This window comes from Sphingomonas sp. (assembly GCF_017745215.1).
GTDB lineage: Bacteria > Pseudomonadota > Alphaproteobacteria > Sphingomonadales > Sphingomonadaceae > Sphingomonas.
The window spans coordinates 81,780-97,315 of the sequence record NZ_JAGHZV010000007.1 but is presented as its reverse complement, the minus strand read 5'-3'; the positions used below and the strand labels follow the sequence as shown (position 1 = coordinate 97,315).

The following is a 15,536-nucleotide window of genomic DNA, read 5'->3' as shown; positions in this document are numbered from 1 at the left end:
GATGAAACAGTTCCTGATGGGCGGCGTTGCGCCAGGCGGCCGCGCCGCTCGAACGGAAGACGAGGATCGAGCCGACTGACCGTCAGGCCGCCAGCTGACTCTCGGCGCCGTCTTCCTTCGGGCGCACCATCTCGTGCCAGGCGTCCACCAGATTGCCGAGCGTGCCGACCCCGGCGGGGGTGTAGTGGAACAGGTCGTTCAGTTCGCCCGGCCCATGGGCGAGGTCGCTGTCGACCGTCGAGACGCTCGGGTAGATCTGGAAGGCGCGGCGCCAGATGCCGTTGAAGTGCGTGATCCGCGCATGGGTCAGGCCGTCGGCTCCGGAATAGGCGGGCAATTGCTCGGGTGCGAGCAGGACGAGCAGCTGCTTGCCCTGCGCCTCGACATATTCGCAGAAGCGCCGGACGCAGACCTCGTACCGGCCTTCGTCGAGAAACGGTCGCAGGTCCTCTGTCGGCGTGCGCAACCGGTCGACGCCACCCCCCTGGCCCATCATCGCAGTCAGGTCGCGCCAATAATGGTCCGAATAGTCGATGCTGGCGCCGTAGACGAGGTAGCGCGGCAGCTCGAGGTCCTCGTACGAGCCGTCCCAGAAGGCGCGCAGCAGGAACACGTCGGGATAGCTGTCGAACGCGATCCGATCGCGCAGATTGCTGAAGTGCGCGATCCCGCCCGACTGGCAGCCGACCATGATGCGGATGTCCGCGTGCGGGTTCTGGACCGCATTGGCCTGCGCCGCGACCCGTTCGCGAACCTTGGGATCGGCATAGGATTGCACTTCGACCCAGTCGACCGGCGCATCGACGATCCGCGCGCGCGCCTCGCCCATCGCGATCTCGCCGATCGGCTTGTAGAGGTCGCGCGAGCGCTTGCGGATATAGTCGAGCGCGGCGCTCTCGAGCCCCATGTGCATCACGCGGCACGAGAAGACGCAGTGGACGAGGCTGTAGGTGAACCCCGGCTCGACCTTGAGCATGACGAAGCCGACGAGGCCATAGTCGCCGTAGCGATCCCAGGCGAAGACCGCGAGGCTGGGGTGCGCGGTCACTTCGATGATCTCGGCGCGCAGCGCTTCGGGGGTGCGGCGCGACTGAGTGTAGTTGAGCTGGTTCGATCGCGCCATCAGCTCGGCGATGCGATCGACGTAATCGAGGTTCTCCATGCAGAAGGGCGCGGCCATCTTGAGCTCGCACGAGCGCAGGAAGTCCTCGTGCGACAGCTCGGGCTGCGCGGCCGCGTCGCGCTTGCGCGCCTCGAGGCTGCGATAGGCGGCGAGGCGGCTCTTGCCCTTCTGCTCGGCGAGCAGCTGCTCGAGCGTGGCGTCCGCATCGGCCCGGGTGATGTCGAGCAGCTGAATCTCGGGGAGATGGAAGCGCACCGCCTCGAGATTCTGTGGATTGTCGTCGACGAACAGCACGTCGCAGGCGCGCAGCTGCATGTCGGCGATGATGCCCGCGATTGCCGCCGGCTTGGGGACGAAGGCGATGCTCGGGAAGACGAACGCGTCCCACCAGTCGAGATCGCGCAGCTTCGCCTCGGCGACCGCGGCCTCGTTCTTCGAGCAGATCGACGAGACCACGCCGCGCTCGTTGAAGCCGCGAACCAGCTCGAAGCGGTGCTCATAGGGCTCGACCGCGTCGCCATCGGCAAGCGTGCCGCGCCATAGCGTGTCGTCGAGGTCCCAGATGATGAGCTTGAGCATTTGGCCTCCCGAAGCCTGGCGATCGCCTTCATATTATAGGCGAACTGCCCGGCCGGACGCTCGGGAGGTGGAATTTGCGGGTGGCGCTACGCCCCCCATCTCCACCGCCACTCGCCGTCGGTCTTGGCCCAGCAGAGCCAGGCAAAGGCAAGGAGCAGCGGCACGAGCAGCGCGAGCCACTGGGGCCCGCGCGCCTCGGCGAGCCGGCCGATCGGCCAGGCGAGCGCGACCATCGCCGCGACGCTCGCCCAGCCCTGCCAGGTGACGGGCACCGCGCCCCAGCCGAACAGCTTGGGGCGGAACCAATAGCCCGGGCGGGCGCGATACCAGTCGCGGATCTGCTGCAGTGTCATCGATCTGCTCCTTCTCGATCCTAGCGGTCCAGCCGGACCGACTTGCGGAAGGCGACGACGAGGTAGCAGCCCGTCGACGCCGCGATGAACACGCCCCAGGCCACCCACACGGCCGGGCTCGGGGTGCCCTTCGGCATGCTCGGCAGCAGGACCAGCAGCGTGCCGCCGATCGTCCAGAGCATGAAGGCGGCGGTCCACCACCAGCCCGGCGCGCCGCAGGGCTCGAGCCTGTAGCTCGTCGGGCTCCGGATGCGCACGAACCAGGCGGCGCTGCCATCCGGGAGCCGCGGCGGCGGGCTCATCGCAGCACCAGTGCCAGCACGGCCACCAGCGTCACCGCGGCGATCCCGATCAGCCAAGGCAATTGTTCGGGACTGATGCGGATGAGGATCAGCATGCGCCGCTCCCGTCGGCGGAGGCCGACAGCCGGTAGCAGGCGAGCGTGTAGAGGATCGTCGCCGTGGCGATCAGCGTTGCCCAGGCCGGCCAATGTGCCGGCGACTTCTGCGCGAAGACCGCGAGTGCCGTGACGAGCGACACGAAGGCGAAGGAGAGCAGCCAGCCCTGGAGCCGCACCGGGCGGATGTTGGTGAAGAGGCCGCGGCCGCGCCGCACGAACCAGGCATCGCCGGTGGAGTTGCTCATTCCTCGTCCCCTTCGTCCCTTGCCTTCGGCGGGCGGCCGCGCTTGGCGCGGACCGGATCGGTCAGCTTCACCCCGCGCCGGTGCAGCGCCTCGCGCAACAGGCATTCGACCTGGGCATTGACGCTGCGGAGGTCGGTCGCCGCCGAGCGCTCGATCGCCGAATAGAGATCGGGATCGATGCGCAGGGGGAATGCCTTCTTCGGAGGGGCTGCCACGGTGCGCGCGCCTTACTGGTACAGCGTGCCCGTGTTGACCACCGGCTGCGTCTCGCGCTCGCCGCAGAGCACCACCATCAGGTTCGAGACCATCGCGGCACGGCGCTCGTCGTCGAGCTCGACGACGTTCTTCGCGCTGAGGTGCTCGAGCGCCATCTCGACCATGCCCACCGCGCCCTCGACCAAAGTCTGGCGCGCGGCGACCACGGCCTGGGCCTGCTGGCGCCGCAGCATCGCGCCGGCGATCTCCTGGGCATAGGCGAGATGGGTGAAGCCGCATTCGTCGACGGTGATGCCCGCGACCCGCAGCCGCGCGATCAGTTCCTCGCGCAGCTCGGCGCCGACCTGGTCGTGGTTGCCGCGCAGCGTGACTTCCTGGTGCTCGAAATCGTCATAGGGGTAGCGCGAACCGATCGTGCGCACCGCGGCTTCGATCTGGACGACGACGAACGCCTTGTAATCGTCGACGTCGAACAGCGCCTGGGCGGTGTCGGTGACGCGCCACACGACCTGGGCCGCCATCTCGATCGGATTGCCGCGAAGGTCGTTCACCTTGATCTTCTCGGAGATGATGTTGTTCGCGCGGACCGAGATCTTCTTGCGCCCCATCCACGGCAGCACCCAGCGCAGCCCGGCGGCGCGATCGGTGCCCTTGTAGGCGCCGAACAGCGTGATCACCGCGGCCTGGTTCGGCTGGAGCAGGTAGAAACCGACGAGCACGAACATCAGCAGCAGCGCGGCGCCGACGAGCGCGAAGGGTGCCCAGACCTGCTGCTCGATCTGGACCGCGCTCAAGGGGATCGCGGCGAGCAGCACGAAGGCGACGGCGAGCATGCCGTAGCCGCTCATCGTTCCCGCGGGGACCTCGCTGCTCTGGTGGAGCGCCGGTGCGCCGGCACGGATGTCAGTCATTCTTGCCTCCCGAAATTATGATATCGTATTTATATCGAACTGGGAGCGGACGCAAGGGGATTCAGCAGGCCGTTTACGGCCATCTCGTTTCGGTCGTCATCCCGGCTTTCGACAGGATGACGGTTTGGGAAATGGGAACCCCGGCGCCCTTATTCCGCCGCGCGGATCAGGTCCTCGTCCTCGCGGACGACGTCCTCGGGGAGCGCCCAGAGCAGGTCGGTCTTCTGGAGCGGGCGGCCGTCGTGCGAGAGCACTTCGACGGTGCGCACGGGCTTCATGTCGCGCGCGTCGACCAGCACCGGGGTGGCGGGCACGCCGGTCTCCCAGCGTTCGCCCCATTGGCGCAGCGACACCATCGCCGGGAGCAGCGCATGGCCCTTGTCGGTGAGGCAATATTCGATCTTGCGGCGATCGTCCGCGCACGGCCGGCGCTGGAGGATGCCGTGGCCGACGAGGCGCGCAAGCCGGTTCGCCAGGATGTTGCGCGCGATGCCGAGCTCGGACTGGAATTCCTCGAAATGCTTCAGCCCGTTGAACGAGCCGCGCAGGATCAGGAACGACCAGCGCTCGCCCATCGCTTCGAGCGCAGCTGGAAGGCTGCAATCGGCGCCGAGATCCTCTCGAAGCTTTCCATGACCCATGACCGGATATCCTATCGCATTTTGCCCGCCTGCCCAACGGGATAAAAACCCGCGTCACAGCGTCTGAAATTCTGCAACGCAGCAAAAGTTTCTGCTTGCAACTTACCTTGCTGTCAATTAGGTAGTGATTCGCAACCTGATTGCGCTTCCAAACCCCAGGGAGAACCGACATGATCCGTTTGCTTCCGGTCGCCGCGGTTGCGGCGGCAACCCTTGCGCTCGCGCCTGCCGCCAGCTTCGCCCAGACCGCGCGCGGCTATTACGCCGCCACGCCGGTGACTGCGCCCGAGAAGGCCAGCCTGGTCACGCGCACGACCGTGTGGAAGTGCGGCGAGGGCGTCTGCACCGCAGCCAAGGCGACGTCGCGCGATGCGATCATGTGCGAGCTCGTCGCCGGCGAAGTCGGCAAGCTTTCGGCCTTCACCGCGAACGGCAAGGAATTCGACGCCGCGTCGCTCGAGAAGTGCAACGCGCGGGCGCGCTGAGGCTCAAGAGGCACCCCCTGGAGGGGCTGTTTCGCCGCATTGCGGCACGCCCCTCCCCTCTCCTTCCGATCCAACCGTCATCCCGGCATTCGCCGGGATGACGGCTTTTTGGGCGGAAATCGTGCCTTAACCCAATGCAATGTTGCAAAGCAGCGCCGCTCGGCCCCATCTAGGTTCCGTGCTGCGTCAATATGAACTGGTTGACCGGGTCCTGAGCTATGACCCCGAGGCCGACGAGGCCCTGCTCAACCGCGCCTATGTCTTCTCGGTCAACGCCCATGGCACGCAGAAGCGCGCGTCGGGCGACCCCTATTTCAGCCATCCGATCGAAGTCGCGGGCATCCTCACCGACCTCCACCTCGACGACGAGACGATCGCCACCGCCATCCTCCACGACACGATCGAGGACACGGTCGCCACCCCCGAGGAGATCCTCCGCCTGTTCGGCCCCAATGTCGCGCGGATGGTCGACGGGGTGACCAAGCTCTCCAAGATCGAAGCGCAGAGCGAGAACGAGCGCGCCGCGGAGAACCTGCGCAAGTTCCTGCTCGCGATGAGCGACGACATCCGCGTGCTGCTGGTCAAGCTGGCCGACCGGCTGCACAACATGCGCACGCTCCACTTCATCCAGAACCCGGACAAGCGCCGGCGGATCGCGCGCGAGACGATGGACATCTACGCCCCGCTCGCCGAGCGGATCGGCATGTATGAATTCATGAAGGAAATGCAGAGCCTCGCCTTCCGCGAGCTCGAGCCCGAGGCGTATGAATCGATCACCAAGCGGCTCGATTCGTTCCGCGTCGAGGGCGAGGACCGGATTGCCAAGATCGGCTCCGGCCTCAAGCTGCTGCTCGGCCGCAACGGCATCGACGCCGACGTGACCGGACGTGAGAAGCATCCCTATTCGATCTGGAAGAAGATGTCCGAGCGCCATGTGAGCCTCGAATCGCTGTCGGACATCATGGCCTTCCGCGCGATCGTCGGCAGCGAGGAGGAATGCTATCGCGCGCTGGGGGTGATCCACCGGCGCTGGCCGATGGTGCCGGGGCGGTTCAAGGATTATATCTCGACGCCCAAGCGGAATGGGTACCGCTCGCTCCACACCAGCATCATCCACGCCGCCGACACGCGCATCGAGATCCAGATCCGCACGCGCGAGATGCACGCCCAGGCCGAGTTCGGCCTCGCCGCGCACTGGGCCTATAAGCAGGACGTGGTTCGGCCCGACACCCAGGTCAGCTGGATCAAGGACCTGATCGAGATCCTCGAACATGCCGAGAGCCCCGAGGAACTGCTCGAGCATGCGCGGATGGCGATGTACCAGGACCGGATCTTCGCCTTCACGCCGAAGGGCGAGCTGATCCAGCTGCCCAAGGGTTCGACGCCCATCGACTTCGCCTATGCGGTGCATTCGAACCTCGGCGACCAGGCGGTGGGCGCGAAGGTGAACGGCCGCGTCGTGCCGCTGCGCACCGAGCTGGCACAGGGCGACCAGGTCTCGATCCTGCGCTCCAAGGCGCAGCAGCCGCAGGAGAACTGGCTCAACTTCGCGATCACGGGCAAGGCGCGCGCGGCGATCCGCCGCCACATCCGCCACAAGGAGCGCGAGGAGACGGTCAAGCTCGGGCGCAAGCTCTACGACGAGATCGTCCAGCGCCTGCCCACCCCCGCGGGCGCCGAGGGGCTGAACGGCGCGATCAAGCGGCTGAAGCTGCAGGACGAAGCGGCGCTGATGGATGCGATCGCGCGGCGCAAGCTCACCGACAAGCAAGTGATGGAAGCCGTGATGCCGGGCTCGACCGACGGGATCGAGGATTCGATGCCGGTGCAGGTCGAGGCGATCGACATCAAGGGGCTGACCCCCGGCGTGGCGTTCACGCTCGCCGAGGATTGCCGGCCGGTCCCGGGCGACCGCATCGTCGGGGTGCGCCGCCCCGGAGAGCCGATCGAAGTCCATGCGATCGACTGCGCCTCGCTGGCGGATTCGGACGAAGCCGATTGGGTGGATCTCACCTGGGGCGACAAAGCCGAGGGCGGAACGGCGCGGATCGCCGTGACGCTCAAGAACGAGCCCGGCGCGCTGGGCGCGATCGCGACGATCATCGGCCAGCACAAGGCCAACATCCTGGGTCTCAAGCTCGATAGCCGCGACACCACCTTCCACACCAACACGATCGACCTGGAGGTGCGGAATGCCGCGCATCTGATGAAGCTGCTCGCTGCGCTGAGGGCGGCGGACGCAGTGAACGCGGCGGAGCGGGTCTAGCTTTCGGTTTGGCCGTCGCCCCGGCCTTCCGGGACGACGATTCGAATTGAAATCATGCTACCCCCCCGGAGGCCTGGCGGGACGGCGCGCTTGCAATCGACGCATGACGCGCGCCTTCGGGAGCGCTAAGACCCGCCGCCATGATCCGTCCCAAGCTTTCCGTCGTCATCCCCTGCTACAATGAAGAAGCATGCCTCGACGTGCTCCACGCGCGCGTCTCGGCCGCAGCGCAATCGGCCGTCGGCGACGATTATGAGATCGTGCTGATCAACGATGGCTCGAAGGACGGCAGCTGGCCGGTGATGCAGCGGCTCTCGGCAGGCGACCCGCACCTCGTCGCGATCAACCTCTCGCGCAACCACGGCCACCAGCTCGCGCTCACCGCGGGGCTCGACCTCTGCGCCGGCGAGGAGATCCTGATCATCGACGCCGACTTGCAGGACCCGCCCGAGCTGCTGGCCGACATGCGCACGACGATGGCGGCCGAGGGCGCCGACGTCGTCTATGCGGTGCGCCGCAAGCGCGACGGGGAAAGTATCTTCAAGCTCGCCACCGCCGCTGCCTTCTACCGCGTGCTCGACAAGGTGACCGATACGCCGATCCCGCTCGACACCGGCGACTTCCGCCTGATGACGCGGCGCGCGCTCGACGCCTTCCTGTCGCTCCCCGAGCAGGCGCGCTTCATACGCGGGATGGTCGCCTGGGTCGGCTTCCGCCAGGTGCCCTTCGTCTACGACCGGCAGGAGCGCCATGCCGGCGAGAGCAAATATCCGCTCTCCAAGATGATCCGCTTCGCGCTCGACGCCGTGACCGGCTTCTCGACCGCGCCGCTACGCTTCGCGAGCCATTTCGGGCTGGCGCTGACCGGGCTTTCGGTGCTGCTGATCCTCTACATCGCGATCGCCTGGATCACCGGCCGCGCGATCCAGGGCTGGACCTCGACGATGCTCGTCGTGGTGGTGCTGGGCGCGGTGCAGATGTTCGTGCTGGGGATGATCGGCGAGTATCTCGGGCGGCTCTACGTCGAATCGAAGCGGCGGCCCCTGTATCTGGTCGCCGACGTGGCGGGGCCGGTGAAGGGGCATGCCTCGCTCGGCTATCGCTATGCCGATTCGCGCGAAGTGAGCGTGTCGCCGCAGCTGGCGCGGGCGAGCGAGCCGGAAGCGCCGGCGGTGGAGGGCACCACGCCGGCGCCGGCGAAGCGGACGCGCGCGAAGAAAGTGGGCTGATCTTTTCCCAAAGGCGAAGTCACCCCGCAAAGCAGGCTGCTGCTTCTTTCTGATTCACGCAAAGGCGCAAAGGCGCGAAGAAGGAGCAGCCTTCTTCGCGCCTTTGCGCCTTTGCGTGAGAAAATTTGACGCGCCTTGCTTCGCGGTGCCGCGCGCGGATCAGGATGGCTTCTTCGGCTGGGCCAGCACGATGATCGACAGCCCCGGCCACATCGGCACGCGGCCGAGCAGGTGGCGCTCGATCCCGAAGATTGCCTCGAACGCGCTGTTGAGCGGCTTGGCGGGCGGCGAATCGTCGCTGTCGTCCTTGCCCATCAGCTTGCCCGCCATCCGCGCCGCGACCGCGACCGGGAAGAGCAGCGAGTTGAACCAGCGCAGCTGCTTCCATGTCAGCCCCGCCGCCTCGAGCGCCTTGACCAACGTCGCCTTCGAATAGCGGCGCTTGTGGTGGTTCACCACGTCGTGCGCGCTCCACATCCACTGGTGCGCCGGGACGGTAATCAGGATCTTGCCGCCGGGCTTGAGCCGCGCCGCCATCGCCTTGAGCGCGCCGACATCGTCGTCGACATGTTCGATCACGTCGAGCACCGCGACGAGGTCGTAGCTCTCGGGCGCGACGCCGGCGAGCTCGGGAAGCGGAGCGGAGCCGACCGGCTTGCCGAGCCGCTCGCTCGCGAAGTCGCGCGCGGTCTCGTCGATCTCGATCGCGTCGACCTCGCCGAAGCGCGCGAGCATCGGAAGGTTGTGCCCGGTGCCGCAGCCGATCTCGAGGATGTGCGACTCCCTGGGCAGCGCGCCGTAGCGCTCGAGATAGTCGGAGAGGATTTCGCGGCGCGCGCGGTACCACCAATGGGTGGTGTCGTGTGCGGCCATGCGATCGTAGACGATGCGATCCATTCAGTTGAAGACCAGATAGCGGTTGAGAAGGAAGGTGATGATCGTCGCCAGGCCGACCGCGGGCAAGACCGGCACCCAGCCCGGGAAGCCGAGCAGCGCGGTGCCGACCCAGGTCACCAGCGCATTGAGCGCGACGCCCGAGGCCTGGATGGCGACGAACTTGACCTTCTGCGCGGGGCCGGGGTCGCGGCTGCCCTGGTCCTTGAAGCTCCAGCGGCTGTGGAGGAAATAGCCCGCCGTCACCGCCACGGCGAAGGCGGGAGGCACCGCATAGACCGCATGGACGCGATCGAGGACCCAGAAGATCAGCGGCAGGTAGACGGCGAGGTAGATCAGCGTCGAGATGCCGCCGGCGATGCCGAAGCGCACCAGCTGGCCCAGCATCCCGCTATCGCGCATCGTTTGAATTCGCTGAAGTAGAAACGCACTCACGCTCTGGCCTTGCCCTTTGCCCGCGGCTCGCCGTAATGCCCGGAGCCTCGCGAGGAAAGCAGATTTGAAGCTCTGGCCGAAGGGCGGCATCCGCCTCGACAACGAACTCGACCGCCACTGGCTGAGCTGGACGTTCATCGCCTGGGGGCTGGTGTGCGCCTGGTTCATCGTCAACCGCTACGCGAACATCCAGTGGATGATGCTCGGCGACACCGACGACAACATGCGGCTGATGCAGGTGCGCGCCTGGCTTGCCGGCCAGGGCTGGTACGACCTGAGACAGCACCGGCTCGATCCGGCGCTGGGCGGGCTCGACATTCATTGGACCCGCCTCGTCGACCTGCCGATCGCGGCGCTGATCCTGATCCTCAAGCCCTTCATGGGCACCGCCGCGGCCGAGCGCTGGGCGTGCGGGATCGCGCCGCTCCTGCCGCTGTCGATCACGATGAGCGCGGTGGCGCTGACCGCCCGACGGCTGATCTCGCCCTATGCCTGGCCGCTGGCGCTCATCATCCTGATGGGCTGCACCTCGACGATGATGATGTACGCCCCCGAGCGGATCGACCATCACGGCTGGCAGCTCGCCTTCCTCGCAGTGACCGTCGCGGGGCTCGCCGATCCCGAGCGCGGGCGCGGCGGCGCGACCGTGGGTCTCTCGAGCGCGCTGTCGTTGACGATCGGGCTCGAGATGCTGCCCTATTGCGCGATGGCCGGCGCGATCGTCGCGCTGCGCTGGATCTGGGACCGCGACGAGGCGCGGCGGCTGCAGCTCTATGCGCTGACGCTGTCGGGGGGGACGAGCCTGGGCTTCGCTGCCTTCGCCTCCACCGCCAACCAGGCGATGCGCTGCGACGCACTGACCCCGGTGTGGCTCTCGACCTGCGTCACCGCGGGATTGCTGCTGTTCGCGCTGTCGCTCGCCAATCCGGCGCGACGCGAGGTGCGGCTGGGGCTCGGCGTGCTTGCCGGCGCGCTGATCGCGGCGGGCTTCGCGCTGATGTTCCCGCAATGCCTGGGCCGGCCCGAGCAGGCCTCGCCCGAGCTGGTGCAGGTGTGGCTCTCCAACGTGCGCGAGGCGCGGCCGATCTACCGCCACGCGCTCGACGTCGCGATCCCGCTCGCGACGCTGCCGATCATCGGCGTGATCGGCGCGGCCTTCGCGACGTGGCGCGCCGGGCGGCTGAAGAACGGGACGATGGTCGCCTGGACGGCGATCGCACTGTTCACCGCCTTCGCGGGGCTGATGCTGCTGTGGCAGGTGCGCGCGGGGCCGGCGGGGCAGCTGCTCAGCGTCTCGGGCTCGACGGCGCTGGCCTGGGTGGTGGTGCCCTGGTTCCTCACGCGCAAATCGGTGCTGCTGCGCGTGTTCGGATCGGTCGCGGCGTTCCTGGTGATCTCGGGACTGGCGGCGGGCTATGTGATCAAATACCTGCCCAAGAGCGGTGGGAGCGGCAACGCGGGCAACGGCGTCGACGTGGTGCAGAAGGCCAACGGCGCCTGCGCGTGGATGCCGAACCTGCTCAAGCTCAACGCGATTCCCGCCGCGACGATGTTCACCCATGTCGACCTGGGGCCGCGGCTGATCACCATCACCCACCACAATGGCGTGGCGGGCCCCTATCACCGCAACGGGCGCGCGATCCTCGACGTCCACCATGCCTTCACCGGCACGCCCGAGGCCTTCCGCCCGATCGCCTGGGCGCATCGGGCGCAATATCTGCTGCTGTGCCCCAACATGTCCGAGACGACGATCTATCGCGCGCGGGCACGGAACGGCTTCTATGCGCAGGTCGCGCGCGGGCGGGTGCCCTATTGGCTCGAGCCGGTGGACCTGCCGAAGGGGTCGCCCTTCCGGCTGTGGAAGATCCGCTACGACCTGCCAGACAAGGGGCCGGACAAGCCTGTGGCCGACAAGAAATAAATCCAACCGTCATCCCGGCGAAAGCCGGGACCCAGGGTCACGAGCGACGTCCTGCTTGGCTCTGGATCCCGGCTTTCGCCGGGATGACGCTTGAGAGGCGGTAGAGGTGGAAGCGGATCAATGCCCCGCCACCGCGCGGCCCGCCACCAGGCTGGCGCGGATGCCGTCGATCACGAACTGGACCGCGAGCGCGCCGAGCAACACGCCCAGCAGCCGCGACACCACCGCCTCGATCCGGCTGCCGAGCACGCGCATGATCGGCCCCGCCGCGAGCAGCGCCACGAGCGTCAGCAGCAGGATCAGCGCCAGCGCCGCCAGCACCACCCCCGAGCGCTCCCACCCGTCGTTCTGCGACATCAGCAGCATGATCGACGCGATCGAGCCCGGCCCCGCGATCATCGGCATCGCCATCGGGAAGATCGAGATGTCGAGCTCGGGCTGGCCCTTGACCTTCTCCGCCCGATCCTCGCGGCGCTCGGTGCGCTTCTCGAACACCATCTCGAGCGCGATCAGGAACAGCATGATCCCGCCCGCGATCTTGAACGCGTTCAGACTGATGCCGAGCGCATGGAGCAGCGCCTCGCCGAACAGCGCGAAGCCGAACAGGATGCACGCCGCGACCAGCACCGCGCGCATCGCCATCGCGCGGCGGTGCGCCGGGCTGGTGCCCGAGGTCAGGCCCGCGAAGATCGGCGCGCAGCCGGGCGGGTCGATGACGACGAACAAGGTCGCGAAGGCGGAGACGAACAGCTCGAGCATCAGCCGGCCGGCGGCGCCGCCACGTCGTCGCGCACCACCGTCTCGAAGCGGCGGCCGGTCCAGATCTTGGCGGTGAAGCTGCGCGAGCCGTCGGGCATCACCCGCCACGCCCAGGCGAGCGTGCCGTCCTTCGACACGCCTTCGCCGCGCCTGGCGCCGTCGGGCTCGAAGATCACGCCCACCGCCATGCCGCGCGGGAAGTTGCACGCGGCGCGGCGGACCCGGGGCTCTTCGGGCAGCGCGCGCGCGGCGGGGAGCGCGTCGCCGGCATCGACGATCCATTTGTAGCGTCCGTCGCCCTGTCGCTCCCAGACGGTGGTGAAATAGCCGACGCTGTCCGGGCGGACCCAGGGGCCGGTGTTCACCGCGACGCTGCCGTCGCACGAGACATAGCTTTCGCCCGGCCACCATTGGACCGCGATCGCGGGGTCCTTCTTCGGCAGCACTTTGGCGGCCTCGACCGGCTGCGGCGTGAACACCGTCGCGCCATCGGCCATGAAGCGGCGGAAGGCGGTCCACTGGCCGTCGCGCTGCGCGGCGGCGTAGAAGGCGCGCTCGGCGTCGACTGGCGTCTCGGGATCGGCGGCGGCGAGGAGGAACAGCGGCAGCATCAGATCTCCTTCTTCCCCAGCGGCACGCCGGCACGGGTATGCGCGGCGACGAGCGTGTTGCGCAGCAGGCAGGCGATCGTCATCGGGCCGACGCCGCCGGGTACCGGGGTGATCGCCCCGGCGACGCTCGCCGCGCTCTCGAAGTCGACGTCGCCGATCAGCTTCCTGGTGCCGTCGCCCATGTCGACGCGTTCCTGCCCCACGTCGATCACGGTGCAGCCGGGCTTGAGCCAGTCGCCCTGGACGAAGTTCGCCCGGCCCACCGCGGCGACGACGATGTCGGCGTGGTGGAGATAGTGCGGCAGGTTGCGCGTGCGCGAATGCGCGAGCGTGACGGTGCAGTTCGCCGCGGTGAGCAGCGCCGCCATCGGCTTGCCGACGATGTTCGAGCGGCCGACCACCACCGCGTCGAGGCCCGAGAGGTCGCCGAGCGTGTCCTCGAGCAGCATCAGGCAGCCGAGCGGGGTGCAGGGCACCAGCCCGCCGGTGCCGGTGGCGAGCCGGCCGGCGTTCATCGGGTGGAAGCCGTCGACGTCCTTGTCGGGGTCGATCGCGAGCAGCACGGTGTCGGCGTCGATGTGCTTCGGAAGCGGCAGCTGGACGAGAATGCCGTCGACCGTGTCGTCGGCGTTGAGTTGCGCGACCAGCGCGAGCAGGTCGGCCTGCGACACATCGGCGGAGAGCTTGTGCTCAAAGCTCTCGAGCCCGGCCTCGAGCGTCGCCTTGATCTTCGAGCGGACATAGGCCGCGCTCGGCGGATGCTCGCCGACCAGCACCACCGCGAGCCCGGGAGCACGCCCGGTCGCTTCCCTGAAGCGTGCGCCAAGCTCCGCCACGCGGCCGCGCAGGCGCGCCGCAAAGGCCTTTCCGTCGATGAGTTCCGCCGTCATGGGCCCGTGCCATAGAGGCTTGCGGCGCGCTCCGCCAGCGTAGTGGGATCGCCGGTGACGAGCAGGTGCTTGGTGCGCGCGGTCTCGCCGGTGGCGATGCTCACCTGGCGCTTCGCCACGCCGAACGCCTTGGCGACGAGCGCGACCAGCGCTTCATTGGCGGCGCCGTCCACGGGCGCGACGGTGAGCCGGGCGGCGAACTGGCCGGCCACGCCGGGGCCCAGGCTCTCGCGCGAGGCACGCGGGGTGACGCGGACGACGATCCGGAGGCCGTCCTCGCGCTCGGACCAGGCGTTCAGATCGGCGCGCCGATATAGGCCGAGTAGAGCGCAGGCAGCACCGCGCGCTCGATGATCATCAGGATGATGATGGCGACGAGCGGCGAGAAATCGATCGCGCCGGTGTTGGGCAGGATCCGGCGGATCGGGCGGTAGACCGGCTCGGTGATGGTGTAGAGCGCCTGCCAGACCGAGCCCACGAATTCATTGTGCGTGTTGATCACGTTGAACGCGATCAGGATCGACAGCACGAACTGGACGAGAATGATCACCCAGGCGACCTGGATCAGGATCTGGACGATGTTGATGAACAGGATCAACCCTAGTCTCCGCGGTATTCAGTGGCGCCGGGAATAGCCCAAGCCACCGGCCGTGGATAGGGGGCGCTCAGGCGTGGACGAGCGTGCCCGCGCCGCTCCTGGTGAAGATCTCGAGCAGCATCGCATGGGGCACGCGGCCATCGAGGATCACCGCCGCGTCGACCCCTGCCGACACCGCGTTGACGCAGGTCTCGACCTTGGGGATCATGCCCCCCGAGATCGTGCCGTCGGCCTTGAGCGCCTCGATCCGGCGCGGATCGAGGTCGGTCAGCAGCGTGCCGGCCTTGTCGAGCACCCCCGCCACGTCGGTCAGCAGGAAGAAGCGCTTGGCGCCCAATGAGCTCGCGATCGCGCCGGCCATCGTGTCGGCGTTGATGTTGTAGGTGTGCCCGTCCGGGCCGAAGGCGATCGGCGCGACCACCGGGATGAAGCCCTGGCCCGAGAGCCTCGTCAGGATCGACGGGTCGACCGAGACCGGCTCGCCGACGAAGCCCAGGTCGACGTGGCGCTCGATGCCCTGGAGCGGATCGGCCGAGCGCCCTTCCACCTTGCGCGCGCGGACGAGGTTGGCGTCCTTGCCCGAGATGCCCACTGCCTTGCCGCCGGCCTCGGCGATCCAGCCGACGATCTCCTTGTTGATCGAGCCCGCCAGGATCATCTCGGCGATCTTCGCGGTCTCGGCATCGGTGACGCGCAAGCCGCCGACGAACTGCGATTCGACGCCGAGCCGCTTGAGCATCGCGCCGATCTGCGGGCCGCCGCCATGGACGACGACCGGGTTGATCCCGACCGCCTTCATCAAAACGACGTCCTCGGCGAAGTCGCGCGCGAGCTCGGGGTCGCCCATCGCATGGCCGCCGTACTTCACCACGAAGGTCGCGCCGGCATAGCGCTGCATATAGGGCAGCGCCTCGACGAGCGTTTCGGCCTTGGCGAGCAGCGCGGCGAGCGGAGCGTTGTCGGTCATCGAGCTTTCCTGT

At 67.9% G+C, this 15,536-nt stretch carries 19 protein-coding genes; 4 read left to right on the top strand and 15 right to left on the bottom strand.

The genetic code is table 11. The annotated features are described in order from the left end of the window. Positions 1-82: 82 nt before the first annotated feature. The 7 genes from J7495_RS09150 to J7495_RS09120 all read right to left on the bottom strand — a co-directional run bounded on the left by J7495_RS09150 (position 83) and on the right by J7495_RS09120 (position 4,468). Positions 83-1,702 carry a hypothetical protein gene (locus J7495_RS09150; RefSeq protein WP_294056172.1) on the bottom strand — a complete coding sequence of 540 codons (1,620 nt, stop codon included), beginning with the start codon at positions 1,700-1,702 and terminating at the stop codon, positions 83-85. An 86-nt stretch (positions 1,703-1,788) separates the two neighbouring features. Further along, positions 1,789-2,055 carry a hypothetical protein gene (locus J7495_RS09145; protein WP_294056171.1) on the bottom strand — a complete coding sequence of 89 codons (267 nt, stop codon included), beginning with the start codon at positions 2,053-2,055 and terminating at the stop codon, positions 1,789-1,791. A gap of 20 nt (positions 2,056-2,075) precedes the next feature. Beyond that, positions 2,076-2,357, bottom strand: coding sequence for a hypothetical protein (locus J7495_RS09140; protein ID WP_294056170.1), 282 nt, complete (start codon positions 2,355-2,357; stop codon positions 2,076-2,078). Between the two features lie 88 nt (positions 2,358-2,445). Continuing rightward, a complete protein-coding gene (locus J7495_RS09135) occupies positions 2,446-2,700 on the bottom strand; it encodes a hypothetical protein (protein WP_294056169.1) in 255 nt (84 codons plus the stop codon). After that, positions 2,697-2,915, bottom strand: a complete 219-nt coding sequence (locus tag J7495_RS09130) for a toxin-antitoxin system HicB family antitoxin (protein WP_294056168.1) — start codon at positions 2,913-2,915, stop codon at positions 2,697-2,699. The genes J7495_RS09135 and J7495_RS09130 overlap by 4 nt, the downstream gene beginning before the upstream one ends. Before the next feature lie 12 nt (positions 2,916-2,927). After that, entirely contained in the window at positions 2,928-3,827 is a 900-nt protein-coding gene (locus J7495_RS09125) for an SPFH domain-containing protein (protein ID WP_294056167.1), read from the bottom strand. A gap of 149 nt (positions 3,828-3,976) precedes the next feature. Further along, on the bottom strand, positions 3,977-4,468 hold the full coding sequence (locus tag J7495_RS09120) for a helix-turn-helix domain-containing protein (RefSeq protein ID WP_294056166.1): 492 nt from the start codon (positions 4,466-4,468) through the stop codon (positions 3,977-3,979). Between the two features lie 170 nt (positions 4,469-4,638). Between J7495_RS09120 and J7495_RS09115 the strand changes: the two genes are divergently transcribed. From J7495_RS09115 to J7495_RS09105, 3 genes are all read left to right on the top strand, one after another. Further along, positions 4,639-4,953, top strand: a complete 315-nt coding sequence (locus tag J7495_RS09115) for a hypothetical protein (RefSeq protein ID WP_294056165.1) — start codon at positions 4,639-4,641, stop codon at positions 4,951-4,953. A 178-nt stretch (positions 4,954-5,131) separates the two neighbouring features. Beyond that, complete coding sequence (locus J7495_RS09110) at positions 5,132-7,219, top strand: bifunctional (p)ppGpp synthetase/guanosine-3',5'-bis(diphosphate) 3'-pyrophosphohydrolase (RefSeq protein ID WP_294056164.1); 2,088 nt, start codon at positions 5,132-5,134, stop codon at positions 7,217-7,219. A gap of 140 nt (positions 7,220-7,359) precedes the next feature. Beyond that, the gene (locus tag J7495_RS09105; protein WP_294056163.1) at positions 7,360-8,448 is read left to right on the top strand and encodes a glycosyltransferase family 2 protein; all 1,089 of its coding nucleotides are present in this window, start codon (positions 7,360-7,362) and stop codon (positions 8,446-8,448) included. 159 nt (positions 8,449-8,607) lie between these two features. Here the strand turns inward: J7495_RS09105 and J7495_RS09100 are convergent, their stop codons facing one another. Together J7495_RS09100 and J7495_RS09095 are read right to left on the bottom strand one after the other, a co-directional pair. Next, on the bottom strand, positions 8,608-9,345 hold the full coding sequence (locus J7495_RS09100) for a class I SAM-dependent methyltransferase (RefSeq protein WP_294056162.1): 738 nt from the start codon (positions 9,343-9,345) through the stop codon (positions 8,608-8,610). After that, positions 9,346-9,744 (bottom strand): GtrA family protein, encoded by a 399-nt coding sequence (locus J7495_RS09095; RefSeq protein WP_294056161.1) that lies wholly within the window; start codon positions 9,742-9,744, stop codon positions 9,346-9,348. A gap of 97 nt (positions 9,745-9,841) precedes the next feature. Here J7495_RS09095 and J7495_RS09090 point away from each other — a divergent pair, with 97 nt between their 5' ends. After that, positions 9,842-11,698: an AcrB/AcrD/AcrF family protein gene (locus tag J7495_RS09090; RefSeq protein ID WP_294056160.1), complete on the top strand. Its 1,857-nt coding sequence runs from the start codon at positions 9,842-9,844 to the stop codon at positions 11,696-11,698. Positions 11,699-11,815: 117 nt separating this feature from the next. Here J7495_RS09090 and J7495_RS09085 read toward each other — a convergent pair whose 3' ends face one another. The 6 genes from J7495_RS09085 to argB form a co-directional block, all read right to left on the bottom strand. Then, positions 11,816-12,457, bottom strand: a complete 642-nt coding sequence (locus J7495_RS09085) for a MarC family protein (protein ID WP_294056159.1) — start codon at positions 12,455-12,457, stop codon at positions 11,816-11,818. Beyond that, the gene (locus J7495_RS09080; protein ID WP_294056158.1) at positions 12,457-13,068 is read right to left on the bottom strand and encodes a hypothetical protein; all 612 of its coding nucleotides are present in this window, start codon (positions 13,066-13,068) and stop codon (positions 12,457-12,459) included. The genes J7495_RS09085 and J7495_RS09080 overlap by 1 nt, the downstream gene beginning before the upstream one ends. Then, complete coding sequence (gene folD / locus J7495_RS09075) at positions 13,068-13,958, bottom strand: bifunctional methylenetetrahydrofolate dehydrogenase/methenyltetrahydrofolate cyclohydrolase FolD (RefSeq protein ID WP_294056157.1); 891 nt, start codon at positions 13,956-13,958, stop codon at positions 13,068-13,070. Before folD ends, J7495_RS09080 begins: the two co-directional genes overlap by 1 nt. Further along, entirely contained in the window at positions 13,955-14,170 is a 216-nt protein-coding gene (locus J7495_RS09070; protein ID WP_294056156.1) for a DUF167 domain-containing protein, read from the bottom strand. The genes folD and J7495_RS09070 overlap by 4 nt, the downstream gene beginning before the upstream one ends. A gap of 83 nt (positions 14,171-14,253) precedes the next feature. Next, positions 14,254-14,556 (bottom strand): YggT family protein, encoded by a 303-nt coding sequence (locus J7495_RS09065; RefSeq protein ID WP_366810953.1) that lies wholly within the window; start codon positions 14,554-14,556, stop codon positions 14,254-14,256. 67 nt (positions 14,557-14,623) lie between these two features. After that, positions 14,624-15,523 carry an acetylglutamate kinase gene (gene argB / locus J7495_RS09060; RefSeq protein WP_294056155.1) on the bottom strand — a complete coding sequence of 300 codons (900 nt, stop codon included), beginning with the start codon at positions 15,521-15,523 and terminating at the stop codon, positions 14,624-14,626. Between the last annotated feature and the right edge of the window lie 13 nt (positions 15,524-15,536).